The following is a 25,654-nucleotide window of genomic DNA, read 5'->3' as shown; positions in this document are numbered from 1 at the left end:
AAGATGAAACTAATGCCTCTACTCAGACAAAAAAGAAAGTCTCTGCTATAATGAATAGCAGAATCTAGAATGAGGTGACTACAATGATCAAGTTGGTGGCATTCGATGTGGATGGCACATTGCGTGACCGTGACTATTTGCCGGAGTCTACCCGGACGGCGCTGTTGAAGCTGAAGGAGCAGGGGATCGCTCTCGCATTATGTACGGGTCGCAGCGAATTTGAAATGGAATCGCTGCGCAAGGAGCTTGGCATCGAATGGGCTGTTACGTGTAATGGCAGCCATATCGGCTATAAAGGGGAGACCGTGTTCGGTAATCCGTTTCCTAAAGAAATGGTTCGGGCGTGGCTTCAGGAAGCGGATCGCAGGAATCATACGCTGCTGCTCTACGGATCTGAGCTGATGTTCATGAATCGCGAGGAGGATCCACATTTTCGTCAGGCACAGCAGGAGATCGGCTTCATGGAGCCGGTTCGTATAAATTCGATAGAGGAAGTTCCGGATATATACCAATGTATCGTGTTCTGCAATGAGCAGGAGGAAGAGGTTTATACCGGTGAAGATCGCAATCAGCTCTATATTCACCGTTGGCGGCCTTGGGCAGTCGATATTAACCCTAATGGCATGAACAAAGCCGTTGGTCTTCGTAAGCTGATCGACCATCTTGGGTTTACGTCTGAGGAAGTAGCTGCATTTGGTGACGGCCATAACGATTTTGAGATGATTGAATGGGTAGGAAGTGGTATCGCAATGGGTAATGCAGCGGATGAGTTGAAAGAGAAAGCGCGCTATGTTACCAAGTCGCTTAATGAAGACGGTATTGCCTATGCCGTTGATAAATGGATTCTAGCTGTTGCGAATTAATAAGGCGGTACCCTTTACGGCATCCATTGGGAATGGTTCGCAGAACAACAGGATTAGGCTGTTTATAGCCGATCGTTGGTCATATGGGATATTTACAGGGGCTTGCTTCGGCAAGCTCTTTTTACTGTGACAAGATACAAATAAAGGGATAAAAGTGAAAAATGAAGAATTAATTAGTTTATATATTAATGAGGGTAGAAGTTGAGAAATCGAACTAACATGCTGTTTGGTCTGTCTGAATGAATATAAGAGGTAAAGCTGGCATGAAAATTGCTTGAGTAAGGAACAAAGGATTGCCCTAATATAACTTGCTTCTCAGAAGAAGGGAGAGCTTCAAATGAACATGAGTCTGTCTCCATCCTCTCAGCTTCAACTTAAAACGACGATGACACCTGAATTGCAGCAATCGGTCCACATTTTACAATTGACCGGTGCGGACTTGGTATCGTATCTTCAGGAGCAAGTTATGGAAAATCCCTTACTAGAGCTTGAAAGAGAAGCTTGGGCACGAGGAAATAGTCGTCCGGTAAATTCCTATAGAGAATTATTGGAGGATCCATTATTTAGGTTGCCTGCCCGAACGGAGACATTGGAGCAATCACTTCTAGCCCAATTGCGGTGGAATGGTATAGATGAATCTTGTTATAAGATAGCCGCGTTTATTGTAGGCAGCTTAGATGAATCTGGGTATTTGACCATGACGGTGCCTGAAATAGCGGAATGGATTCGGAAATCGGAGCAGGAGGTATTATCTGCTTTAGATGAGGTGCAGAAGCTAGAGCCCACAGGCATTGGAGCCAGAGATTTAAAAGAATGTCTGCTTCTTCAAATAAGCAAAGATCCCGAAGCTCCTTTCGGAGCTTACGAGCTTGTAGAAAAATGGTTTTCACTCATAGCTCGCGGCAAGTGGGAAGAAATTTCTCGGGTTTCCGGGATGAAATCGGAAGAGCTTAAGTGCAGCGCTGGGTACATCCAATCATTGCAGCCGCGTCCTGGTTACGAATACAAGGATGAGAAGCCACAGTACGCAGTACCGGAAGCGGAAGTGGGCTGGGTTCAAGGAGAGCTAATGATTCTATGGAACCCAGCTACCACCCCGAAACTATCATTGTTGAGCGACATGGATGGTCTGAGTTTCTCCAGCAAGGAAGTAGCTGACTATGTGAAGACCAAGAAAAAAGAAGGCCAATGGCTTATTCGTTCTTTAGAACAAAGGTATAAGACGTTAAAGCGGGTTATCAAAGCTATTTTGGAAGAACAACCCGGCTTCTTGGAATTAGGTATACTTGGCTTGAAATCGCTCAAACTGAGAACCATAGCTGAGAAGCTGCAGCTTCATGAATCAACTATAAGCAGAGCTGTGAGCGGGAAGTATATTCGAACTCCGCATGGCACATTAGAGCTGAAGCTGTTCTTCTCTGCGATCCAGCTTAACGAGGATGACGAATCAGCCTCAAGCTTGTATATTAAATCGCAAATAGGAGAGCTGATTGCCAATGAGAATAAGCTCAAACCTCTCTCTGATCAGAAAATCGTAGACGAGCTCATGAAGCTTGGTGTGAAGGTTGCGCGTAGAACAGTAACCAAATACCGTGAGGAGATGCAGATTGTATCGTCGGCCTTACGTAAAAAAATGGTCTGATATTAATTTATGGCGAAACGGTTAAAGGCAAGGAGTTAATAGCCCAGTTCCATCTATTCAAGCGAAGCTGATTTCGAGTTGAACCATAGTATATTAAATGTACAAAGAAACCGTCTCCTGTTAAATGGTGGGTCGCACTTCCATTTAACCAAGGAACGGTTTCTTTTTTATTGCACTTGCATTGTTAGTCGTATCTAACAATTGGGAAGCAGGTATAGTGCAGTCTGTTGTTTTGTATCTTATTGCTCCTGTAAGCTGCTGAGTGCAACGTTCTGTTCATTCTCAGGCTGTCCGAGAGGATATATTGTCGCGGTTTCATTGTTCTCATCGACATGCTGAATATAGATGGGAACGCCATCGCAGGTTACGTTAGCCATAATAGGTGAATCGGCAATTTCTTGTGCGCGCTGCTTGTTCACTGTTGAAGTCCTCCAATTGTTGGTTTATTCATAGGGTTAGAGATGGGCTATGACGTATTATGTACAGGGAAGCGGTTCTTCATTCCTATTACCGGAAAGAATAACCATAACGGTTTTCTCCGACGATTGTACCCAGATCACGTGGTACAATGTGCAAGTATCGAAGGCTTAAGCTCTTGTCCCTATCAATGAGATTGTATCAAGAGGAGGAAAAACAAGGTTTAAAAAACAATTTTTGTATTAGGGCAACCTTTTGAATTCGAATGACGTATAAGAATATGCGTTAAACGAAATTGTGACGACAAGAAAGGATGAGAACATAGATGTCATCAGCTCCACAAGGAATGGGCGGATTATTCCGTAACCGTTTCGTACAGGCGATTTTATTGTCTGGTTTATTTTTGCAGATTGGTATATGGGTGCGGAATTTTGCTGTGCTGTTATTTGTTATGGACCAAACGAACGGAGACCCGTTTGCCGTGTCGATGATTTCGGTCGCGGAATTCGCCCCGATCTTTATTTTTTCATTTATTGGAGGAACGTTCGCGGATCGTTGGAAGCCTAAGCGGACGATGGTCTGGTGCGATGTTCTGAGCGCCGTATCGGTGTTCGCCGTACTACTGACACTAGTATTTGCAACCTGGAAGGCCGTGTTTTTTGCAACGCTGGTTTCAGCTATCTTATCTCAGTTTTCTCAGCCATCCGGCATGCGTTTGTTCAAAATCCATGTGCCCGCCGAGCTGATCCAAGCGGGGATGTCCATCTATCAAACGATGTTTGCCTTATTCATGGTACTGGGCCCTATTCTTGGGACATTCGTGTATCAGCATTACGGTATTCAAGTCGCTATTGGCATTATGGGAGTAGCGTTCCTGCTTTCGGCCGCTGTCCTGCTGTTCCTGCCGTCTGATCGCGAGATCAACGAGGAAAAGCCAGCGACGAAGCTGACCGAAGAGATGGCTGCAGGCTTCCGGTATGTGCTGTCCCAAAAAGCACTTTCTACTCTTGGAGGCTGCTTCTTGAGCGCAGGTCTTGCTCTTGGATTGATTCAACCGCTTGGTGTATTTTTGGTAACGGAGCGTTTAGGCCTGCCCAAAGAAAATATTCAGTGGCTCATGACCGCCAATGGTGTTGCAATGATCATAGGTGGGGGATTAGCGATGGGGTTGTCCAAGAAGTTTGCTCCGCAAACGATGCTAATTATCGGGATGGTCGTTAGTGCCTTCGGGATGATTGTTACAGGACTCTCTACTTCGCTATGGCTGACCTTGACAGCCCAGTTCATCTCTGGACTGGTACTGCCTGCGATTCAAATCGGCATTAATACGATGATTCTAAGCAATACAGAGGAATCCTATGTAGGCCGTGTCAACGGAATCCTTAACCCTCTATTTATGGGTGGGATGGTTGTAACGATGAGCCTTGCAGGTTGGCTCAAGGATATGTTCCACATTGTAGCTATGTACGAAGCGGCCGCTGTGCTGTTCTTTATCGGCGTCATCGTTATGCTTCCTCTATACCGGACCGGAGTGAAGCGCCAAGCAGGCTCCGCTGGTGAAGCTTAACCAAGATAGGAAAGGCTTCATGTTAAGATAAGGAGCCAGGCTTTCAAAAGGACCGTCCGCAAGGACGGTCCTTTCTTCCGTGCCAGCTCCGTTACGCGGGCATTGCACGGAATTAGGTTTGCGGCCTGCCTGATTAATTAGAGATTGTCTCTGCGGAAATAAGGATTAACGCTGCCTGCAAATTCGTCTCTTTCACAGCAAGTGTACGAATGCTCATAAACCGGGTAACAGTGGTGGCGATTAACAACCTCAATAGGGTGAATCACTTGAACCAATTGTGGGTGATAAAAATTCCTAACTATTCTGCGCGGATCCGTTACAATCGGATCTGCTGGTGGACAACAATGATCACGGTGCGAACGACTCATTACTTATCAGCTCCTTCTCTTGATCTGAGATATTATACGACATTGGCGGATGAGCGGTTTGTGCATTTGCCTAGTTGTCGGTAAACAAAAAAACTGCTGGTACAATGTACCCGCAGTTTTTTTGATAAGGAAGAATAACGATTAAACGAATGCGTTCTGGTTGACCTTGCTTTTGGCGAGCTTCAGATAGCCTTGAACGTTTAGCAGCTCACTTTCATCCATGAATCGCAGCTTCATCGGCCCGGCAGCTTCGACAATATAAGGTCGCAGTGCAGCGGCCCCGCCTCCAACCACATAGAAGCATTGGATGTCGGGATGCTTTTTCCAACGTTTTTTAATCAAGTCGACAATCTTATTAGCAGCACGGGTGAAGTACATATCAACGACCGGCTTCATGCTGGATTGCCCTTCCCCAATACGGCGGATAAGAAAGTCATTGCGCTTAATGCGCTGGACGAGCTTCGCACGGCTTGGGAAGCGGTAGCCGAATTGATCCTCGACATCCCGGATAATACCGTCGAGGTAGGTAGCCATACCGATTTGCTCGCCGGTGCTGAACTGATTGTCGATGCTCATTTTATTAATGACCGGGAAATCCGTTGTAAGAGCGCCCATTTCGCAAATGCCGATGCAGCCGTGATACAGTTCTTCGTCCTTAACTTGCAAATTGTCATGCGTCGCCATCTGGAACAGGGCGGCCGCGCCTTCGATAGACACAATCGCACGACGAATTGAAACTTTGATTTTGCGGTTTTTTAAATGCGGTGTGGACAAGAAGGTGACCTCATGCTCGCCAACGAGACGATCCTCGAACGAAGAATGATAATACGAATAAGTGCGTACCGGCAAACCGGTTCCTATAACATATTCGACTTCCTCCATATTATTGTACCCTGTGTTGGTTACGGACTGGCTGACTACGCCGGCATACGCAAGCGCGGTTACGGCAACGATCAACGATTGATCTGAGACGGCTTTGTTATCGGTCTCCTCAAGCTCGACGCTGTCTTCGTTATCCATGGCGAGCAAGCCGACAAAAAATCTTTGATTATTTCTGGTAAGGCGTGGGCTATGTACGACAACATCCAATGCTTTCAATGGAGAATCTTCCTCTTGCAATATATGCCTTTCGTACCCCGGCGCAACAATATTCGGAATCATTAAAGGATCACGAACACCGTCTAGCACGACCTTGATGCTGTCGTTGCCTATGTCGATTCCCGCCAATTTCATGTATTAAAGTCCCTCCACTCATATTCACCTACTTATTTAGTACTATGATTCGATTTATTTCAACAAAATCCCTTCGTACTTTAGAACTATTTTCCAAGAAAAACGTAAATCTTGGAAGGTTTTTTTGGATATTGCGACGAATAAGATCGTATTCCAACGAATAATGTTAATTTGTGCCAAGCTAAAAGGAGAAGACATGAAGCTCAAATGGGGCAATAAACGGTTTACTTTCGTCATTATTCCCGATGCTAACAGCGCCGTTCGCCGTTTCGAGGTACCAAAGCCACTCCCCTATATTGCAGGTGCGGGACTTATTACCTTAATGTCGGTTACCTTGGTCCTGTATGCTGTTCATGTGAGAACGGCTTTAGTGGCAACGGAACTGCAGACGCGCGTAGCCTATCAGGATCAGCAATTTAACAGCGCGGTTCAAGAAAAGAATGAAACGATTGAACAACTGCAAAGCGAAATTATTCAGCTTTCACAGCAAACCATGGAAATGAAGAACAAAATCGAAGATATACGAAAGCTGGAGGACGAGGTACGAACCATTACAGGCTCATCCAAATCCGCCGCGTCGTCATCGGGGACAGCCGCAGTGTCATCTGCGATGGGAGGAAGCGATCATCCTGTCACGGACGAGGAGGTCAAGCAGCTTCTCGAACAGACCAAATCTCAGCTGAGCTCGATGAGCAAAGAGGTTGTAGAACTCAAGGACAACATTGCGGATACGAAGGAAAAAGCTCTGGTCGCACAGGAGGAGCTTCGCATAACCCCGAACATTTGGCCTGTTGATAGCAGGAGGATTACCTCCGGATTTGGTCTGAGGCAAGACCCGTTTACAACAAAACCAAGTTTTCATAGCGGATACGATATAGCTTCGCCTGCCAACACACCTGTTCATGTAACAGCAGACGGCGTCGTAGCCTCGACAGGCAGTGATTCCTCTCATGGCAACAACATTATCATTACGCACTCTAAAGGACTGCAAACCTGGTACATGCACTTGAATAAAATCAATGTACAAAAGGGTGACCATGTGCAAAAGGGCGATGTTATAGGGTTAGTTGGATCGACAGGCAGAAGCACCGGATATCATCTACACTATGAAGTGCTGAAGAACGGGCAGCCAACCGATCCTAAGCCTTATTTGAAATAATACATAAACTAACCTAATGGAAGAGGGCGAATTAATGTTTAAGAATAAAAAAGTCGGACGTGATCTGCAAACGACCGATACGTTGATAGGGGAAGGAACCTTGTTCGAGGGACGTATGAAGTCGGAAGCGAGCATCCGGATTGAGGGGCAAATCACAGGCGACGTAGACTGCGCAGGTGACGTAACAATAGGTGAACATGGGGTTGTCAAATCTAATGTCATTGCGAGAAATGTTATTTTAGCCGGTACGGTTAACGGGAATGTACTGTGTAAAGGGAAGCTGACGATCCGTGCCACGGGCAAGCTGTATGGAAATACGACCGCACAATCTCTTATTATTGATGAAGGCGGGATTTTTCAAGGCACCAGTAAAATGGATAACGGGAACAGCCCTCAACCGGAAAGAAACGATAAGGATCAGCAGCCAAGCAATCCGTTTCAATCGGGTTTCAACAGCAACAGCAGCGGCAGCGGCAATATGGCTATGATGTGAAAGGGTCCAGAATAGAAAATTTCAGTAAAAGGACCTCATTGATAATAATTATCATTATTATTGTCTATACTAAATCTTGAAGCTGATGACAAAAGAAAGGCACCCCTCGGAAGGATGCCTTCAGCTTACATTAGATTTTGGATTCAAACGTTTTGCAATCTGTCTCATGGAATTCGCGAGCTTTGCTAGCGTGATTGCTTACTACATAAATAGAAGAAGCATTGCATTCATTGCCTGCAGCCCAGTACTTACAGGAGTTCACTTCGCATTTTACATCTCTAGCCATCGTTTTCACCCCCTCTTCTATAGGATGGTCAAGGGGGATACTCTTTTATACCCAAGTTCGGCTTATCGGGCCGGACTATTTTGTTTTTTTATAGACAAGGGATGAATGGATAATTGCTGATTCGTTCAGGAACAATAACCTATCATAATGAAGTAACCGAAATGGAGGTTTCCTGTATGATTATTGTTCACGCCAGTATGAATGTGGACCCGGCAAAGCAAGAGCTTTTCTTAAAAGAAATCCAATCTTTAGTAGCCTCATCAAGAAATGAAAGTTGAAATGTATCGTATAACCTATATAAAGATACAGAAAAAGAAGGTGCTTATACTATGGTTGAAATATGGCAGGATGAAGCGGCAGTGGCAGCACACAATGCGAGTGAGCATTTTACCGGATTTGTAGGGGTGGCCAAGCAGTTTCTAACGTCGCCGCTGGCAATCAAAGCTTTTTCGGGACAACCTATTAATAAATAATTAATGAAAAAAGGCGAAGCCCTCTGGATGATTCCAAGGATTTCGCCTTTCTGTTAGATGTTAAGCCACTGTATACGAGACATACCAGAAGCTGCTGCCGACGTATAGCTTCAGATCGGACGAGAAAGGCTTGAATATTTCACGCAGCTCGTCATAGTCATAATAGTTTTTGAGAATCTCATGTCTGGAACCGTCCGCCAGCTCCCTCAGCTTGTAAGTATCCTCGCTGTCCTCCTTGACGATCCATTCACCGCCTCGTCCCGGCACATATACATTATCCGCAATGAAGACATTAGCTCCAGGCAGTAACTTCCGATGAAACCCGGATAAGAAGTGTTCGATTTTATTTTTGGGAATGTGCGAGAACCAGAAGTTGGCTAGCCCGAAATCAAAGCTTCCTTCAATGCTTTCCAGGTTATAAGCATCCCCCTCGACAAATGTAACTTTGTCTGGAGGCAAGTTTTTGGCTTTTGCCATTTGGATGACCTCTGGTCGAATATCGACCCCTACGAATCTTGCAGCGGTTTCAGCTACAGCTTGAGACCAATAGCCGGTTCCACAGGCGATTTCCAACACACTTTTATTTTTAGTTAAGGACTGTAATGTATTGCGCAGCAAGGACAGCTCTTGTTGATAATTCGGATCGTCACGATGGTAGATAGCCTCATATTCTTCGGCTCTTGCGCCGTAATAGTCCCGCATCTTGGAATCCTCTGAATGAGCAGCTGCAATCTTATCAGTGAAGCTTTCACTGCGTTTGGTCGTTGTGACTAAATCAGCAAAGATTTGCCCACCATTCAACTTGTAGTTGGAAAGCAGGCCGTGAGTAGCCATAACGATAAGCTGCGTCATCGACAGTCCTGTATCGTTAGCCATAGCTTCCAAATCGATTTTCACCTTTTCAGGCAAGTATACGGAAAGCCTTTTTGTTTTATCATCTACCATTTTGGCACCTCCCTAATGAATCTCAAAATAAAATAACACAAAATATATGTCATTACAACATAAATTTTGTGTTATTGATGAATGATTTTTAAGATAACAGCTTTTTCCAATATTCCAAGCAGTTAAATATTCCTATAGGTCATGTGGATGGACTTTAATGATTGAGAAGTTCTTTTACGAGAATGGGAAGCCAGTTGCTTTTGGGGTCCACGATGATAATGGGTTGTCCCGTTTATATACGAATACAAAATGTACCCACCCGCAGGGTCGCTATACAGCAGCTTTGGCAATATAGAGCTGTGAGCATAAGTCTCATGAAAATCCACTACTTAAGAAAGATGTCTAGGTTCATCCAGCTTCAATATATACTTCGGCTCGTCGTTGACTCCAATCGTGAATACTTTGCAGTCTGTAGTTCCAATCATTTGATTCATCACTTTGGAAGAGGCAGGCAGAATGCCCCGATTAAGAAGATGGTTCATAAGTACGTTGATATCTGTATGCAGGTTCATATATCAATGCCTCCCAGTTCACTCTAGCGCTGCTTATCCATTTTCTCTAGTATTTTGCGCAAAGTCGTATTAATGTTCAATAAAGCCATGAAAACAAACCCCAACATAATAAACGTTACGATTTCCCCTGTAAAAATAGATACCCCCGCCAATAATACGGCATAAAGCCCGTTTAAATAATTGTTATTGAAAAAATTCAATCTAAACACTCCTTTCTATAAAAGCCTATTTGGGTTATTTTACCACATAGAAAAATTTATGCTCACTAAAGCATTATCGTAGTGAAGAATTTTCTTATTGGTGATACAACCTTCCACTAAACGCGGTCGCACATCTTTGAAAGGCATCGATAGAGGTTGTCTAACCATACTGAGAGGGGGTCTGTTCTCTTATTTCTAGAGATAGTATTTTTACGCTCCATTAACATTTTTCGCTAAAATTGATATGCGGAAAACATTTTGTTTCATTTTAGCAAATCATTCCTCTCTATAATGAAGCTTGTATGTACAGTGCATCCTTATTTATATAAACGGAGGGGAATTTTTTTGAAAAAAGTGTTCAAGCAATTGGTAGTATCCGGTATGGCGCTTTCCTTGCTGCCGGCATTAACCGTAGGTTCAGCTTTTGCTGCCGATTCGGCTGCTCCTGCTGCTGCGGCTAAATCGAAAAATGTCATCGTATTGATCGGTGATGGAATGGGCCCTGCCCAAGTATCTGCGGCTAGAGATTATTCCCGTCATTTTCTGAACAAAAATCATCTGGAGCTGGATTCCTACTATGTGGGTCAAGCCACTACATATGCAGACCGTGGAGAAGACGGCGGCGTAATGGTATCTGGAGAAGTAACGGATTCGGCATCAGCCGGTACTGCATTTGCTACAGGACACAAAACCTATAACGCCGGTATTAGCGTTTCGAATGAAGACGCATCCAAGCCTTTTGCTTCCGTTATCGAAGCTTCCGAGAAGGTTGGCAAATCGACCGGTCTTGTTACAACAGCGAGAATTACGCATGCAACACCTGCTGTATACGCCTCTCATGTGCGTAACAGAGATAACGAGAGCGCCATTGCCTCGCAATATTTGAACGATCAAAGCGTAGATGTGCTATTCGGTGGAGGTAAGCAGTTTTTCTTAAGTAAGGAAGAGAAGGGCAAACGTACGGACAAGACGATCATTCCGGATTTTGAGGCTAAAGGCTACAAAGTCGTTTACGATAAAAAAGGCTTGCAAAGCTTGAACGCGAAGGATGGCAAAGCGCTCGGTCTGTTCGGCAATTCCCATGTGGATTATGTGCTGGACCGTGATGAAACCATTCCTAGCTTGGCAGATATGACACAAAAAGCGATCGATATTTTGTCTCAAAATCAAAAAGGCTTCACGATGATGATCGAAGGCGGACGTATCGACCATGCAGGCCATGCGAATGACCTTCCATCCCTCGTACAAGAGGCGTTGGATTTTGACGCCGCTGTCAAAGTAGCGATGGATTTCGCGAAAAAAGACGGCAATACCTCGGTTGTTGTTACAGCTGATCATGAAACCGGCGGATTGTCGTTGTCCCGCGATGGTGTATATGAAATTAACGTAGATGCTTGGAATAAAGAAAAACAATCTTCCGAAGTGTTCGCTACTAAGCTGAAAGCGGCAAAAAGCATCGAAGAAATTAAACAATTGGTGTTCGAGAACACTAGCTACAACGATTTGACGGACGAAGAAGCAGCTTACATTATGGCTGGTGACGGTACTTCTTATACTCAAGAGGGCGCTTATAACGCTGTTATGGCAAAAAGATTCATGGTGGGCTTTACCGGCCACGGCCACTCGGCGGTAGACGTTGGTGTATGGGCGTACGGACCGATTGCGGATCTGGTTAAAGGTCAAATCGACAACACAGACATTGCCAAAGCGATCGCCAAGGTTGCAAATGTAGACTTGGAAGGTACGACGGCTGCAATGCAAGCTCAATACGTTTATCCGAAATTCAAAGTAACTCGCGATAACAAAGTACTGTATCCGGCAAGAGCATTGTCCGATGCGTTGGGCGTGACTGTAGCTTGGGATGAAGCTTCCAAATCCGTTGTGCTGTCGAAAGAAGCTAACAAGGTTTCCGTTAATGTAGAAACTTTGGAAGTGAGCCAAAATGGCGCTGCAAGCAGCTTCAAAGCCGATATGGATAACGGATTGTTGTGGTTGTCCTTGGATACTTTCCAGCAATTGACTGGTAAAAAGCTGACTTGGGACGCGCTGTCCGAACGTATCAGCTTGAAATAACGTAAGGCGGACGTAAACGCCTCTGAGGCATACCCCACCTACCATATAGCAAATTGCCGAAATAACAGGTTTCTCGACAGACTCAGGCAGGGGATACTACTTCCCCTGCCTGTTTTATTAAGACGGAGAAGGGGCTGAGGCATAAAGATGATCACACTGATGAATGTGCGTAAATCGTTCGTCATGGATGGGGCGGAATCTCCCATATTGCATATCCCCCATTGGTTCGTGGAAAAGGGACAGCGATTAGCCTTAATCGGTCCGAGCGGCAGCGGGAAGAGCACCTTGCTGCATTTGTTAGGGGGAGTGCTTACACCGGATAGCGGAGAAATTACGATAGACAACAACCCGCTGCATCGTTATTCCGAGGCGCAGCGAGATCAATATAGGGCGCGTCAGGTTGGCTATATATTTCAAGATTTTCATTTGATTTCATCGTTGACTGCAAAGCAAAATGTGGAATTGGTGATGCCGAAGCAGTGGAGCAAACAGGAGCGGGAAGCTCAGATGAACGATTGGTTTGAGAGGGTTGGCTTGGAGCACAGGAAGCATCATCTGCCTGCACAGCTGTCCAGAGGGCAGCAGCAGCGGGTAGCGATCATTCGGGCATTGATACATCGCCCGCCGTTTATTTTGGCGGATGAGCCGACTGGAAGTCTGGATTGGGAAGCCGCTGGCTCAATTATGCAGCTACTCCTGTCTTTGTGCGAACAGGAGGGAGCGACGCTCGTAACGGTAACGCATGACTTGCATTTGGCGGAACTGTACCCAACTCGGGTCTACATGAGCGACATCAATGAGCTGCTTCGGGCTGAGCCGGGACGGCAGTCTGGAGGAGAAGGAGGGGAGCCGCTTGAATCTGCCTCATTTGTTATGGCGTAATATGCTGCACCGCAAAACGCTGTCGCTATTGACAATTTTTTCAGTTGCGATGACCGTAGCGCTCCTGGTGTTCCTTATTCTTTGCAGTCAAGGCGTAGAGCAGGGAGCTGAGAAAGGCTATGGTCCATTCGAACTTACAGTTGGAGCCAAAGGCAGCCAGACGCAGCTTGCATTGAACACGTACTACCATGTGGGCACTCCGACGGGAAACATTCCTTACGAGGTATTTGCTCAGATTCAGAAGGAAGAGCAGACGGAAGCGGCATTTGCGATGACGACCGGAGACAACCTGAACGGCTATCCGATTGTCGGTATTGATGCCCGTTATTTCTTAGCCCGATACGGTGATAAAAAGTTGGAAGCGGGTACGGTTTATGTGCAAACAGGGGAAGCCATTATCGGATCTCATGTCGCCAAAACACTTGGCGTTCATGTGGGAGATACGTTTCATGGAGGTCATGGGCTCGTGCAGGAAGGGGAGCACGAGGATGAAGAGGAGAACGGCGAGTCTCACGAGGAGCATGAAGCGCATCATAGCTTTGCCTATAAGGTAGTTGGTATTTTGCCGCCGCTTCATACATCTGACGATCGGGCTGTATTCACTACGGTAGATTATGCTTGGGCGGTTCATCAGAGCCAGCAAGGTTCGCATAAGGACATCACCTCGGTCCTTATTAAACCGAAAACGCTGCTCGGAGCACAGACACTCAAGAATAAGTACGATCGAATCGATAATGTGCAGGCGATTTATACAAGTAAAGCCATTGCAGATGTCGTTAACATGGTGGATAAAGGCTCGCAGGTTATCAGTATCGTGACCGTACTTTGCATCGTGCTTGCCGCCATTTCAATATTATTGTCATTGACTGCAGCAGTCAATGAACGCAAAAAGGATGTCGGCTTACTCCGGCTGATTGGCAAATCCAAATCATTCGTATGGATGTCGTTGATTGGGGAAGGGCTGCTGTTGACGGCGATAGGCTTGGTGATTGGGCTGGTGGCCGGTCATGCGGGGAGTTATGCAGGTCGGGATGTGTTGTTTGATTTCTCGGGAATTGCTCTGGATGTGTGGCAGTTTACTTACGGAGAAGGGCTGTTAATGCTGGGGACATTAGCGGTTGGAGTGTTAGCTTCGTTGTGGCCGGCCATGAATTTGTACCGAGTTGATCCGCTGCAGCTGTTCCGGTCATAAGGGCGCCATTTAGGTGAGTCATGAATCAATCATGCTCGATCAAGAGGGGGAAGACTTGGATGGAGAGATCATTGCTAGATAGGAACAGAGGAAGCAAGAGCAAGGAAGGGCTTGCGAATAGAAGGGACAGCATGGGAGTCGAAGCAGATAGCGGGTATCTTGATGGGATGCATCGACGCTTGGAAAAGGTTGGGGGAGCGCGCGGCTTGAGGCGCGCTCAGGCCAAGGTCGCGACCGCGGTGCTGTTCGCGGCTGCGCTTCTGGCCGGCTGCGGCTCCAAGCCGGCCGCAGAGCCTCCGGCGGCGTCCTTCTCCGCCGCCGTGGCTGCCCCTTCTGCGGTGCCCGCCGCAGAAGGCAAACCCGTGGACTCGGGCGCTGCCCCGAGTCCGGTAGCTCCGGCCGCCTCGCCTGCGGCGGCCTCGCCTGCGGCGGCCTCCGCGTCCCCCCTGCACTACAGGCAGGGGGGACAGCAGCCCATCCCCAGCGCCGCAGGGGATGGCGGCTAACGCAGCGGCAGAGGCAACGCCTGCCGCAAGCGTATCCCCGGCTCCAGCGCAGCAGGAGCCGAAGGCCGTCACCGCCGCGCAGCAGCCAGCGGCGGAGCCCGCCCCCACGGCAGCGCCAGCCTCAGCCGTGGAGCCAGCACCGGCGGCGGAAGAGACGCCGCCTGCCGCCAAACCGACGCCATCCGCTAAGCCGGCGTCGAACGAGCTGAAGTGGTCGGAGTTTTTCGACGATGATAAGCAATCGACGCCGTCCAACAAGTTCTGGGATTTGAACGGCAAGACCGTGCAGATCAAGGGCTTTATGGGCGAGGTGCTATCCTTCGATAAGCACTGGTTTCTGCTCATTCCCCAGCCTGGAGCAGAATGTCCATTCGATAATGGGGACGAAACGTACTGGAACAAAATCATGATCGTATTCGTTCCGAAGGATACGAAGCTGCGCTATACGACGGGGCCGCTGCAAATTACCGGCAGACTCGACGTAGGGATCAAAATTGACGAATCCGGCTACAAAACGATGTTCCGGCTGTACGACGCCAAATTTGAAAAGATCAAAGAATAACTACCAAGGAAACACAACCTTAGAGGCTTTACGCCTCAAGAAGTTGTGTTTCTTTTCGTTTATCAAGCTACAAACGCAACCAAAAACAATGAAAAATATAAAAAAACAATTTCTTTACATGTATTTTATAGTCATTTTACAATTCCCCTTTATAGTTAACTTATCCACCAAACAAAAGGAGAGGGAATTTGAATGAGAAAGCCTTTAGCACTGGTTGCAGCACTCGTAATGTCCGTATCCCTATTATCCGCATGCGGAAGCACATCGAAAGGGAATGCGTCTGCAGATGCATCGAAAGCGAGCGGAGCCAATGCAAGCACAGAATCGAATATCGATACGAAAAGCAAGGATTTAACGGTTTATACCGCTTTGGAGGATGACCAAATCAAAGCATACCTTCAAACCTACAAGCAAAAGTATCCGGATATTAAGTTGAACATCGTACGCGATTCCACAGGTATCGTGACGGCCAAGCTGCTTGCAGAAAAAGACAATCCTCAGGCCGACGTTGTATGGGGAGTGGCGGCTACAAGCTTGCTCGTACTGGATCAGAACAGCATGCTTGAAGGCTATTCTCCAAAAGGAGTTGAGCGTATTCAAGCCGATTTCAAGGACAAAAACAGCCCGACTCACTGGGTCGGCATCGACGCTTGGGAAACAGCATTTGTAGTGAATAAGAAAGAGATGGAGAAAAGAAATTTACCTGTACCTCAATCCTACGCTGATTTGACCAAGCCAGAGTATAAAGGATTAATTACAATGCCGAATCCGGCTTCCTCCGGTACAGGCTTCCTGACAGTGTCCGGTCTTGTTTCCTTAATGGGTAAGGACAAAGCTTGGGATTACATGAACAAGCTGCATGACAATGTTGCGATGTATGTGCATTCAGGTTCCAAGCCGGCCAAAATGGCGGGAACAGGCGAATATCCGATCGGGATTGCTTTTGGCTATAGAGGTATTCAAGAGAAGAAGGGCGGCTCTCCGGTTGAGGTCGTTTTCCCTAAGGAAGGCTCCGGCTGGGATGTAGAAGCTAATGCTCTAATGAAGAAAAAGGTAGTGAAGCAAGCGGCTAAAGATTTCCTTGACTGGGCTATTACGGACGACGCTATGAAGGAATATGGCAAGAACTATGCGATCATGGCTGTAAAAAGTGATTCGAACGCCATTCCTGAAGGCTACGATAAAGATCCTTTGAAGCAATTGATCAAGCTGGATTTGAACGAATCCGCGAAAAACCGCGACTCCGTATTAGCGGAATGGAGCAAACGTTACGACGCGAAGAGCGAGCCTAAAAAATAATTCGGATTCAAGGACATGCGCGGGACAATTGTTTCGCGTATGTTTCTTTTCCTACATATGCAGAGATCTATGCTGTCTTAACCGGGGGAATGAATAATGCGATGGATCGGACATTGGAACATAGCAAGGAAAATCATGCTGCTTAACGGCATTACCGTCTTGTTTCTTACTATGATGACAGCTTCGAGCTATATCTTCCTAAAGGATATCAACCAGAAGGCGGATACCATGTACAATACGGACTACTTGCCAACGATATGGATTAATAAAGCGGAGAGCAATATTCACCGAATGAACGATAAGATGCTGGAGCATGTCCCCCACTACCAAGATGTATTGGACAACGAGATGAGCAAGGTATCGACTTCGACGCAGCAGTTGATTCAACAATTCGATACATCCGCCCGAGGGGATTCGGTCAGCGAGATGTGGAGCGCGAAGCTCCAAAAAGCTTTTGTCGATTATGAAGAAGAACGCAGCAGCGTAATGAAGCTGTCCAAGCAGGGAAAGCAGCAGGAAGCTTACCAATATTACAGGACCCATATGAAAAGCATTATGGAAACGCTAGATGAATTTACCGGCAGCCTGGAGCAGAACCGACTGGAGACGGCGGAGCGTTTGAATCAAGATCGGAACTCACTTTATGCGGAGTTGATCCGTGTGCTCATTGCGACTTCGGTCGCAGCCCTTGTCCTGAACAGTCTATGCGGAGCGTGGATCGCACACTTGATCGTGAAGCCGGTTCGGCAGATGCAGTCGTTAATGGAGCGGGCTGAACGAGGAGACTTAACGGTTCAAGGGTTGTATGAGTCCAAGGATGAAATCGGCATGCTGAATCGATCGTTTCATTCGATGATGAAGGGGCTGCGGCAGCTTGTTTATACGATCAGCCATAATGCCGAGCAGTTGGTGGACAGTGCCGGCCGATTCGCCTCTCATGTAGAACAAAGCAAGGAGGCTGCGGAAGTCATCGCCGTTACAACAGAAAGGCTGAACGAAGGTATTCATCAGCAGGTAAGCTGTTTAACGCAATCTCTGGCCGCGGTGCATCGAATGAAAACGGACATGGATTTGATGAGCATAAGCAGCAGCCGTATGACTCAATTAACAGAAGCAGCGCTAGGCTCCTCACGTGAAGGAGTTGCCGCGGCTCAGCAGATGCAGCGGCAAATGAGCGACATTTATGGGATGGTAACCGAAACCGAACTTGTAGTAAACAGGTTGGGTGAGGAGTGCAGCCAGATTGGCTCCATAACAGGAATTATTTCCGAAATTGCAGGACAAACGAACCTGCTCGCAATGAACGCCGCTATCGAAGCGGCAAGAGCTGGAGAAGCAGGGCGAGGGTTTACAGCAGTTGCTGATGAAGTGAGAAAGTTATCCGGACAGACGGATGAGGCTGCCAAGAAGATCACTCGGCTGCTGCAGGCCATTCATATGAAGACAGATGACGTAATCGCTTTTATGAACAAAGGCATGGGCATGACCAGCGATGGGGTGGCACGCTCTTCACATATGAACGAGGTGTTCCGTTCTATTGATGGGTTCATGGGCAAAGTGACGGAGCAGGCCGAAGAGGTTACCGTCTCCATTCATCGGATGGCACTGGACAGCAGCGAGTTGGCTGATGCCATGGAACAAGTAACTGAGAGTTCCCGGCAAGGCGCGGCATCGAGTCATGAAACAGCCGCCGCTAATGAAGAGCAGCTGGCTGCTATGGAGGAAATTAAACGTTCTTCAGAATCGTTATTTGCTATGGCTGGGGAGCTTCAGAACACAACAAGCCATTTTAAGCTTAGGTAATAACAACTAAAAACAATTAAAAACAACAAATAACATAAAATTAACTTGCGTTTAACAGTGCGATAACAATTGACCTCTATACTGAAGGTGTAACGACGAAAAGGCATTCGTTCAAATCCAAACTTCGATCACTAATAGGAGGCGCTTATGTCACAGGCTTACCTGTCCATACATGGAATCCACAAGACGTTCGGTTCGTTCACGGCGCTCAGAGACGTGAATATCGACATTCGCAAAAATGAATTTATATGCCTGCTAGGTCCGAGCGGCTGCGGCAAAACAACGCTGCTGCGCATCGTAGCAGGTTTGGAAACTCCTACACAAGGCCAAATAACCGTAGGAGGCAAAGATATAACCCAGCTTCCTCCTGCCAAGCGTAACTTTGGCATGGTGTTTCAATCGTACGCATTGTTTCCTAATCTGACTGCTTATCAGAACATCGCTTACGGGTTGCAAGGCAGAAAGCTGAGCAAGGCGGAGATAGATGGAAAGGTAAGGGAAGGGTTGGCGTTGGTCGATTTGGAGCATGTGAGCAGCCGATATCCTGCACAGCTTTCAGGAGGACAACAGCAGCGTATTGCTCTGGCAAGAGCCGTTGTCCTGTCACCGGATTTTCTCCTGCTGGATGAACCGCTATCTGCGTTAGATGCCAAGGTGCGCTTGAAGCTGCGTACGGAAATCAGAGATTTGCAGGAGAAGCTCGGCATTACGACCATCATGGTCACACATGACCAAGAGGAAGCTTTATCCATGGCTGATCGGATCGTTGTCATGAAAAATGCCGAAGTCATGCAGATCGGCTCTCCACAGGAAGTATACGATCGTCCGAATTCGCCGTTTGTCGCTGATTTTATAGGAGCCATCAACTTTTTCGGGGATGCTTCCAATTCCCAGCAGCATGGAGATCGGCAGCCTTTGGCCGTCCGTCCCGAACATATAGGGATAGCTCCCGCAAGTTCCAAAGGTGGAGTGCAGGCAGTGGTGAAGCACATTGAATTCAGAGGCGCCTTTTACCGGCTTACCTTACAGACCGATTCGAATCCGGAGTTTCCTTCGCAGACGGTTACCGTAGACGTATCTGCACACTTGACACACCAATTGAAGCTTGCCAAGCATTCGGTTGTAACCTTGGAGCTTCCGAAGGAAAGGTTCATTACGTTTCAATCTGCGGCGCTCGTAAGCGTATAAAGGAGCACTTGTTATGACAGCTATTCGAGCATTACGACAAAAATGGAGCTCAGCCCAATCACTTCAAAGCTTGCTTATCGCCTTGCTGGTCGTCTCACTGCTGCTTGGCATCTTGATTCCGTTATGCTTATTGTTTGCCAAAGCGTTTGTAGATCGGGAAGACGCCTTTGTTGGCTTGGCGAACTTCATCAAATATTTCTCGACACCTTCACTATTCCGATCGTTGACGAACACACTGTACATTTCGGTCTTCTCAACAGTCATCGCCTCTGTGCTCGCCTTTCTTTATGCGTACGGCATTGTGAGGACTTCGATTCGGGGCAAAGCTTTCTTTAAATATGCAGCGCTGCTGCCGTTGTTTGCTCCGACGATGATGCATGGGATTGCACTCACCTACTTATTCGGCAATCAGGGTCTTATTACAACAGGATTTTTCGGATTTTTTCCGCACGGAATCAAGATTCCTTTATACGGACCGGTCGGAATTATCATATCGGAAGTCATCTACTTATTCCCGCAGGCGTTTATGATTTTTGCAGCTGCGTTATCGATGACGGATTACCGGTTGTACGAAGCGGCTAGAACGCTTGGAGCAGGCAAAACCCGTACCTTTTTGACGGTCACGCTGCCGTCGGTCAAATTCGGTCTGATCAGTGCGCTGTTCGTATGCTTCACGGCGAGCTTTACCGACTTCGGAGCGCCCCAGGCGGTAGGTGGGCAGTTTAACGTGCTGGCTACCGACATTTACAAGCAGGTCATCGGACAGCAAAATTTTTCGATGGGTGCAGCCGTCGGTATCCTGCTGACAATCCCGGCTTTCATAGCATTTGCCGTAGACCGGATTGTCGAGCGTAAGCAAAAAGCGCTGTTGTCGGCTAAATCGACGCCTTACCGGATTAACGATGGTAAAGCACGGGACCTTTTTTATACGGTGATTTGCTGGTTATGTGTCATCGGAATCTTCATCCCATTGATCACGACAGGCTATGCATCTTTAGTTAAAGTATGGCCCTATGACTTGGCTCTATCGACCAAGCACTTTGATTTCTCGAAAGTGGCGGCTTCTGGCCTGGAGCCTTTTTATAACAGCCTGGAGGTATCGCTTCTTACAGCGGTTATCGGAACGATTGTCGCTTTCAGCTTTGCCTACTTGATTGAGAAAACAAGAAACTTTCATGGGCTCCGCCAAGTCGGGTATTTCTTATCAATATTACCGCTCGCTCTGCCGGGCATGGTTATCGGGCTTGCTTATATATTTTTCTTTAACAATCCAGACAATCCTCTGAACTTTATGTACGGCACCATGGCGATCATCGTCTTAGCTAATATGATTCACTTTTACTCGGTTCCTTTTATAACTGCTACAACAACGCTTAAGAAGCTGGATAAAGAGTTCGAGCTCGTATCAGAGTCGATGAGCGTACCGTTCTACCGGACTTTCTTGAGGGTGACAGTACCGATGTCGCTGCCGGCGATTTTGGAAATCGCAATGTATTTCTTCGTGAACTCGATGGTTACGGTATCAGCTGTAGTGTTTTTAAGATCTGCCGATTTTAATCTGGCTGCCGTATCTATCGTGAATATGGATGATGCGGGAGATGTCGCAGCCGCAGCCGCGATGTCGAGCTTGATTGTTGTCACCAATATTATCGTCCGGTTCCTGTATGAGCTGGTCGTGCACAAAGTACGCAAAAAAACCGATTCATGGCAAGTACTGAAATAATAAATTAAAGGAGAGATTGAAATGAAAATTCAAGGCGTTATTTTAGATTGGGCAGGTACGACGATCGATTACGGATGTTTTGCTCCACTGGCGGCATTTATCGAAGCTTATGCGAACAAAGGCATTACCGTTACGGCGGAAGAAGCGAGAAAGCCTATGGGGATGCTGAAGCGGGATCACATTCAGGCTATCGGGGAGATGGACGGCGTATCCAGCCAGTGGATTGCAAAATACGGCAAGTCAATTACTGACGCTGATTTCGATGAGATGTATGCGGATTTTGAGCGATCGCTTTTTTCGGTGCTCAGAACCTATGCGGTACCGATTCCAGGTGCGGTTGAGCTGGTAGAGCGTTTGCGCAGTCAAGGCATCAAGATCGGATCGACGACAGGCTATACAACGGAAATGATGATGGTTGTAGCGGACGAAGCGAAGAAAAACGGCTATTCGCCGGATTGCCTCGTTACTCCAGACGAAATGCCTGCAGGACGTCCCTACCCATGGATGTGCTATGAGAATGCCATCCGTTTGAATCTGTATCCGATGAAGAGCATCATCAAAGTAGGAGATACGATAAGCGATGTTCTTGAGGGTGTGAATGCAGGAGCATGGAGCATCGGCATATTGAAGGGCAGCAATGAGCTTGGTATGACCGAAGACGAGGTTCAATCCGCTGACAGCGCAGTCCTTGAAGCTAAGCTTGCTGATATTAAGGATCGCTACATGCAGGCAGGAGCCCATTATGTTATAGATTCGATCGGAGAATTGGATTCCGTCATAGAACTCATTAATGACCGACTTGCCAAAGGAGACAGACCATAATGACAACAGCGACGAAAAATCCATACTTGCTTTTAACACCTGGGCCCCTAACGACGACAGACAGTGTCAAAGCGGCCATGCTGATCGACTGGTGCACCTGGGATAAAGAATATAACGGACTCGTGCAGGAGATTCGTTCCGAGCTGGTTCAGTTATCTACTCCGCAAACGGAAAAGTACACCTCCGTGCTGATGCAGGGAAGCGGAAGCTTCTGCGTTGAGTCGGTTATCGGGTCCGTCATTCCATCGAACGGCAAGCTGGCTGTATTGGTGAATGGAGCATACGGGGCGCGCATTGCTCAAATGGTGGATGTGCTGAACATCGATACGGCAGTGCTTGATTTCGGTGAAACCGAACGGGCGGATGCAGCTCGTCTAGAGACGCTGCTGCAGCAAGACGCCGCGATTACTCATGTTGCCGTTGTTCATGGAGAGACGACGACGGGAATGTTGAACCCGATTCGCGAAATCGGTGTTATTGCTAAGCAATACAGCAAGACGTTCATCGTCGACGCGATGAGTACTTTCGGAGGTATAGAGCTTGACGTAGCGGAGCTGCAAATCGACTTTCTCATCAGCAGCAGCAACAAGTGCATCCAAGGTGTGCCTGGTTTCGGATTTGTTATAGCTAAGCGGGAAGAGTTGGAGCTGTGCCGCGGCCGCGCAAGATCGCTCGCTTTGGATTTGTTCGACCAATGGGATACGATGGAGCGCCAGAACGGCAAATGGCGGTTCACATCCCCGACGCATGTTGTGCATGCTTTTTATCAAGCGATGAAGGAGCTTGCTGAAGAGGGCGGTATCGTCAAGCGGCAGCAGCGCTACGAGAACAATCACAGACTGCTGGTAAAGGGGATGGAGCGTCTTGGTTTCAGTGCGCTGCTTCCGGCCGAATATCAATCACCTATTATTACCAGCTTCTATTACCCAAAGAGCGAGCATTTTTCATTTGAAACCTTCTACAAGCGAATGAAAGAGGAAGGATTCGTCCTCTATCCCGGTAAGATCACGTCCGCGCAAACGTTCCGTATAGGAAATATCGGTGATGTTCATGCCAATGATATTGAGCGGTTGGTTGAAGCGGTGGAGAGAAACCGGTTCTGGTCTTAAAAATATCTTTGGAATAAAAACATATTTAATGGCTCTTAAATAGGACAGCCAAATGGTATAATGGCTCTTAAGCTGATTACTTTATAGTTGGAGGTTTTCTCAAGTGTCATTAGTCGGAGAGGAACGGAAAGACTTTATTCTTAATTTGTTAAATCTCGAAGGAAAGGTCAAAACCGGAGAGCTGGTAGATAAGCTGAAGGTTTCTTCAGAGACGATCCGCAGATACTTGGAAGAGCTTGAGGAAGAGAATAAGCTGAAGCGGGTTTATGGCGGAGCGGTTAAATATAATTTGCATCGGGAGGAAGCCTCCCACATCAAACGGGAAGTGACTCGTGCCGAGGAAAAAAGGCTGATCGGACGTGCGGCAGCTATGCTGATCGAGGATAACGACGTTATTTTCATTGATGACGGCTCGACGACGCTGCAAATGATCCCTTACCTGCAAAATAAAAAGAATATCACCGTATTGACGAATTCCATTGCAGCTCTTACGCTGCTCATTGAATATAAGAACAAGGATTTATATGCTGGAAGCATTTATTTCATCGGTGGAAAGGTAGATTCCATGCAGTTCAGAACTACAGGGACGACAGCCGAAAAGATCGTAGAATCCTTCTATGCGGATAAAGCGTTCATTACAATCGATGGAATCATGATGGGCAAGGGGATTACGAGCTTTGACGAGGAACGGGGACGGCTTGCGAAGAAGCTAATCGAGCACTCCAAGCAGAGCATTGTGCTGACGGATCACTCGAAGTTCGGCAACGTGAGGTTCTATAAGCTGGCCGATATGAAGGAAATCGATATTATTATTAGCGATGTAAAGGCCCCCAACGAGTGGGAGACGTATTTGTCGGAAAAAGATGTTGCCTGGATCCATGCGCAATAATCGGTCACTGCTTAAACTTGGTTCATTCAACTGACCAAACACTTTAGTTTAAAATCATCGTCAAATTTCACTTTGAATAGAATAGCAACTAGACGAGGCTGCGGGTATGAACCCGCAGCCTCGTTACGCAAACGCCGGGCTCTATATCTTGCTTAATAACTTTCTATGGAATATACAATTCTTTAGGTTGTTTTTCATAATGCATCGAATGGTTTTTGGTACGGTTTTCGGGGCTGACCCGTTTGGTGGTTATTGAAATATGCTATCAGGCACGTAATAAATTTTCTGTGTATTTTTTTTGTTAACTGGGTCTGTAACTATAGTAAAATAAACGTTACTGTTTTTTGTCTGAACTCCTTCGATTTCATGGGTACCCACATTGGTAATATTCACAAGAGTTTTGTATGCTCCTGTATTTGACATCATAGCAATCTGCGGAGTATCACCTTCCGCACCGCCTGACGTATATATTTCCGTTTTATCGAGCATATCAGTACCCTGGAAAGATCCGTTCGGTCTGACTATAGCACTGCCAGACTGCGTAAAGCTGGCAACGGAGGCGCTTATCGCTGCCGCACTATCCATTCGAACCTGTTCATTGCTGTCAAGAAGCTGATTCAATGCTACCGTGTCATAAATGGACCAGGTTACGGTTCCTTCTACCGTTTGTACACGGAAAATAGTATAGGTACTGTTGCCGCCGGCATCAACACGGTAGGTCTCGCCTAATCTTGCACCCGTCTTATTAGCGTAATTCATATAGGTGAACCGATGAAGATCTGTATAATCGTATGTCACGCCGGGTGAGTATTGAAGTCTTGCTACCTGAAGCGACCAGTTATACGATGTTGATGGATCTGCTTTTGAACTAAAATAAAAGTAATTTATACCATTATAAGTGTACATGTCTAGGGTTTGGCAATGACCGGCGTTTGTGATGGTCATTTCATCAACGTACGTAGCGTCACTTCCGTTTATGAGCAATCTTGAAAGATAACATGTTCCACCAGACCGCTGTGTAACGTAAAGATATGTTGAAGCGATATAAGCTTTCTGAACAGCCAAGTTGTGATTAAGTTCTTTGAGATTGTATGCGAGTGTTGCCGAAGCGTTTACAGTTTTCTGAGGAGATTCCGCAAATACGGGGAAAACAGACATTCCCGAAATAAGAATGGAGAGAACAACAGTTGTGAGTAGTTTTAATTGCCTTTGAATAAGGCTCAATGTTTGAACTTGAAACATATTAATACCTCCTTTGTTGTACAATCCATTTCCTCTTGATCCAATGCTCCATGCTACTTGGCCGTAAGCCGCGAGCGACACCACCTCCTTATCGACACGGACCATAAAAATAAAACCCGAACAATAAGACAGGCTCGCAGGCGAGCGAATCAAATTGTTCGGGTTTTCTCATGGACTCCAACCGTCACATTGGTATTCATATCATG

At 46.8% G+C, this 25,654-nt stretch carries 24 protein-coding genes and 1 pseudogene; 17 read left to right on the top strand and 8 right to left on the bottom strand.

Features of this window, described 5'->3' with window-relative positions; genetic code table 11:
• The first annotated feature begins 83 nt into the window (after positions 1 to 83).
• Positions 84 to 863, top strand: coding sequence for a Cof-type HAD-IIB family hydrolase (locus tag QMA13_RS29610; protein WP_282937238.1), 780 nt, complete (start codon positions 84 to 86; stop codon positions 861 to 863).
• A 337-nt stretch (positions 864 to 1,200) separates the two neighbouring features.
• A complete protein-coding gene (gene rpoN, locus QMA13_RS29605; protein ID WP_282937237.1) occupies positions 1,201 to 2,505 on the top strand; it encodes an RNA polymerase factor sigma-54 in 1,305 nt (434 codons plus the stop codon).
• A 239-nt stretch (positions 2,506 to 2,744) separates the two neighbouring features.
• On the opposite strand, the gene QMA13_RS29600 is transcribed toward rpoN, so the two are convergent.
• Complete coding sequence (locus tag QMA13_RS29600; RefSeq protein WP_282937236.1) at positions 2,745 to 2,924, bottom strand: small acid-soluble spore protein H; 180 nt, start codon at positions 2,922 to 2,924, stop codon at positions 2,745 to 2,747.
• Positions 2,925 to 3,247: 323 nt separating this feature from the next.
• Between QMA13_RS29600 and QMA13_RS29595 the strand changes: the two genes are divergently transcribed.
• Positions 3,248 to 4,489: an MFS transporter gene (locus QMA13_RS29595; RefSeq protein ID WP_282937235.1), complete on the top strand. Its 1,242-nt coding sequence runs from the start codon at positions 3,248 to 3,250 to the stop codon at positions 4,487 to 4,489.
• Positions 4,490 to 4,626: 137 nt separating this feature from the next.
• On the opposite strand, the gene QMA13_RS29590 is transcribed toward QMA13_RS29595, so the two are convergent.
• Positions 4,627 to 4,857: a hypothetical protein gene (locus QMA13_RS29590; RefSeq protein WP_282937234.1), complete on the bottom strand. Its 231-nt coding sequence runs from the start codon at positions 4,855 to 4,857 to the stop codon at positions 4,627 to 4,629.
• A 141-nt stretch (positions 4,858 to 4,998) separates the two neighbouring features.
• Complete coding sequence (locus QMA13_RS29585) at positions 4,999 to 6,090, bottom strand: ParM/StbA family protein (protein ID WP_282937233.1); 1,092 nt, start codon at positions 6,088 to 6,090, stop codon at positions 4,999 to 5,001.
• Positions 6,091 to 6,286: 196 nt separating this feature from the next.
• Here QMA13_RS29585 and QMA13_RS29580 point away from each other — a divergent pair, with 196 nt between their 5' ends.
• The gene (locus QMA13_RS29580; protein ID WP_282937232.1) at positions 6,287 to 7,249 is read left to right on the top strand and encodes a M23 family metallopeptidase; all 963 of its coding nucleotides are present in this window, start codon (positions 6,287 to 6,289) and stop codon (positions 7,247 to 7,249) included.
• A gap of 34 nt (positions 7,250 to 7,283) precedes the next feature.
• The gene (locus QMA13_RS29575; RefSeq protein WP_282937231.1) at positions 7,284 to 7,742 is read left to right on the top strand and encodes a bactofilin family protein; all 459 of its coding nucleotides are present in this window, start codon (positions 7,284 to 7,286) and stop codon (positions 7,740 to 7,742) included.
• Positions 7,743 to 7,872: 130 nt separating this feature from the next.
• Here QMA13_RS29575 and QMA13_RS29570 read toward each other — a convergent pair whose 3' ends face one another.
• Entirely contained in the window at positions 7,873 to 8,028 is a 156-nt protein-coding gene (locus QMA13_RS29570) for a DUF1540 domain-containing protein (protein WP_081824420.1), read from the bottom strand.
• Between the two features lie 176 nt (positions 8,029 to 8,204).
• Here QMA13_RS29570 and QMA13_RS29565 point away from each other — a divergent pair.
• Positions 8,205 to 8,501: pseudogene (locus QMA13_RS29565) on the top strand (putative quinol monooxygenase).
• A gap of 60 nt (positions 8,502 to 8,561) precedes the next feature.
• On the opposite strand, the gene QMA13_RS29560 reads toward QMA13_RS29565, so the two are convergent.
• The 3 genes from QMA13_RS29560 to QMA13_RS29550 all read right to left on the bottom strand — a co-directional run bounded on the left by QMA13_RS29560 (position 8,562) and on the right by QMA13_RS29550 (position 10,158).
• On the bottom strand, positions 8,562 to 9,446 hold the full coding sequence (locus QMA13_RS29560) for a class I SAM-dependent methyltransferase (RefSeq protein ID WP_282937230.1): 885 nt from the start codon (positions 9,444 to 9,446) through the stop codon (positions 8,562 to 8,564).
• 329 nt (positions 9,447 to 9,775) lie between these two features.
• A complete protein-coding gene (locus QMA13_RS29555; protein WP_282937229.1) occupies positions 9,776 to 9,958 on the bottom strand; it encodes a hypothetical protein in 183 nt (60 codons plus the stop codon).
• Between the two features lie 23 nt (positions 9,959 to 9,981).
• Positions 9,982 to 10,158: a hypothetical protein gene (locus tag QMA13_RS29550; RefSeq protein WP_282937228.1), complete on the bottom strand. Its 177-nt coding sequence runs from the start codon at positions 10,156 to 10,158 to the stop codon at positions 9,982 to 9,984.
• A gap of 381 nt (positions 10,159 to 10,539) precedes the next feature.
• Here QMA13_RS29550 and QMA13_RS29545 point away from each other — a divergent pair, with 381 nt between their 5' ends.
• From QMA13_RS29545 to QMA13_RS29495, 11 genes are all read left to right on the top strand, one after another.
• Positions 10,540 to 12,231 (top strand): alkaline phosphatase, encoded by a 1,692-nt coding sequence (locus QMA13_RS29545; RefSeq protein WP_481858256.1) that lies wholly within the window; start codon positions 10,540 to 10,542, stop codon positions 12,229 to 12,231.
• A gap of 147 nt (positions 12,232 to 12,378) precedes the next feature.
• Complete coding sequence (locus tag QMA13_RS29540; RefSeq protein WP_282937227.1) at positions 12,379 to 13,113, top strand: ABC transporter ATP-binding protein; 735 nt, start codon at positions 12,379 to 12,381, stop codon at positions 13,111 to 13,113.
• Positions 13,085 to 14,305 carry an ABC transporter permease gene (locus tag QMA13_RS29535; RefSeq protein WP_282937226.1) on the top strand — a complete coding sequence of 407 codons (1,221 nt, stop codon included), beginning with the start codon at positions 13,085 to 13,087 and terminating at the stop codon, positions 14,303 to 14,305. The genes QMA13_RS29540 and QMA13_RS29535 overlap by 29 nt, the downstream gene beginning before the upstream one ends.
• Before the next feature lie 495 nt (positions 14,306 to 14,800).
• Positions 14,801 to 15,373: a hypothetical protein gene (locus QMA13_RS29530; RefSeq protein ID WP_282937225.1), complete on the top strand. Its 573-nt coding sequence runs from the start codon at positions 14,801 to 14,803 to the stop codon at positions 15,371 to 15,373.
• A gap of 192 nt (positions 15,374 to 15,565) precedes the next feature.
• Positions 15,566 to 16,672, top strand: a complete 1,107-nt coding sequence (locus QMA13_RS29525) for a putative 2-aminoethylphosphonate ABC transporter substrate-binding protein (RefSeq protein WP_282937224.1) — start codon at positions 15,566 to 15,568, stop codon at positions 16,670 to 16,672.
• A gap of 96 nt (positions 16,673 to 16,768) precedes the next feature.
• Positions 16,769 to 18,475, top strand: a complete 1,707-nt coding sequence (locus tag QMA13_RS29520; protein WP_282937223.1) for a methyl-accepting chemotaxis protein — start codon at positions 16,769 to 16,771, stop codon at positions 18,473 to 18,475.
• Positions 18,476 to 18,622: 147 nt separating this feature from the next.
• On the top strand, positions 18,623 to 19,663 hold the full coding sequence (locus QMA13_RS29515) for a putative 2-aminoethylphosphonate ABC transporter ATP-binding protein (protein WP_282937222.1): 1,041 nt from the start codon (positions 18,623 to 18,625) through the stop codon (positions 19,661 to 19,663).
• 13 nt (positions 19,664 to 19,676) lie between these two features.
• Positions 19,677 to 21,386 (top strand): putative 2-aminoethylphosphonate ABC transporter permease subunit, encoded by a 1,710-nt coding sequence (locus tag QMA13_RS29510; protein WP_282937221.1) that lies wholly within the window; start codon positions 19,677 to 19,679, stop codon positions 21,384 to 21,386.
• A gap of 21 nt (positions 21,387 to 21,407) precedes the next feature.
• Complete coding sequence (gene phnX / locus QMA13_RS29505; protein ID WP_282937220.1) at positions 21,408 to 22,208, top strand: phosphonoacetaldehyde hydrolase; 801 nt, start codon at positions 21,408 to 21,410, stop codon at positions 22,206 to 22,208.
• Positions 22,208 to 23,317: a 2-aminoethylphosphonate--pyruvate transaminase gene (phnW, locus tag QMA13_RS29500; RefSeq protein ID WP_282937219.1), complete on the top strand. Its 1,110-nt coding sequence runs from the start codon at positions 22,208 to 22,210 to the stop codon at positions 23,315 to 23,317. The genes phnX and phnW overlap by 1 nt, the downstream gene beginning before the upstream one ends.
• A 103-nt stretch (positions 23,318 to 23,420) precedes the next feature.
• Positions 23,421 to 24,206 carry a DeoR/GlpR family DNA-binding transcription regulator gene (locus QMA13_RS29495; protein ID WP_282937218.1) on the top strand — a complete coding sequence of 262 codons (786 nt, stop codon included), beginning with the start codon at positions 23,421 to 23,423 and terminating at the stop codon, positions 24,204 to 24,206.
• A 249-nt stretch (positions 24,207 to 24,455) separates the two neighbouring features.
• On the opposite strand, the gene QMA13_RS29490 is transcribed toward QMA13_RS29495, so the two are convergent.
• Positions 24,456 to 25,448: a helveticin J family class III bacteriocin gene (locus QMA13_RS29490; protein ID WP_282937217.1), complete on the bottom strand. Its 993-nt coding sequence runs from the start codon at positions 25,446 to 25,448 to the stop codon at positions 24,456 to 24,458.
• Between the last annotated feature and the right edge of the window lie 206 nt (positions 25,449 to 25,654).

It is taken from the genome of Paenibacillus sp. RC67, from assembly GCF_030020805.1.
Classification (GTDB): domain Bacteria; phylum Bacillota; class Bacilli; order Paenibacillales; family NBRC-103111; genus Paenibacillus_S.
Note: the sequence above shows the minus strand (reverse complement) of the source record. Positions and strands in the feature narration are given on the sequence as shown.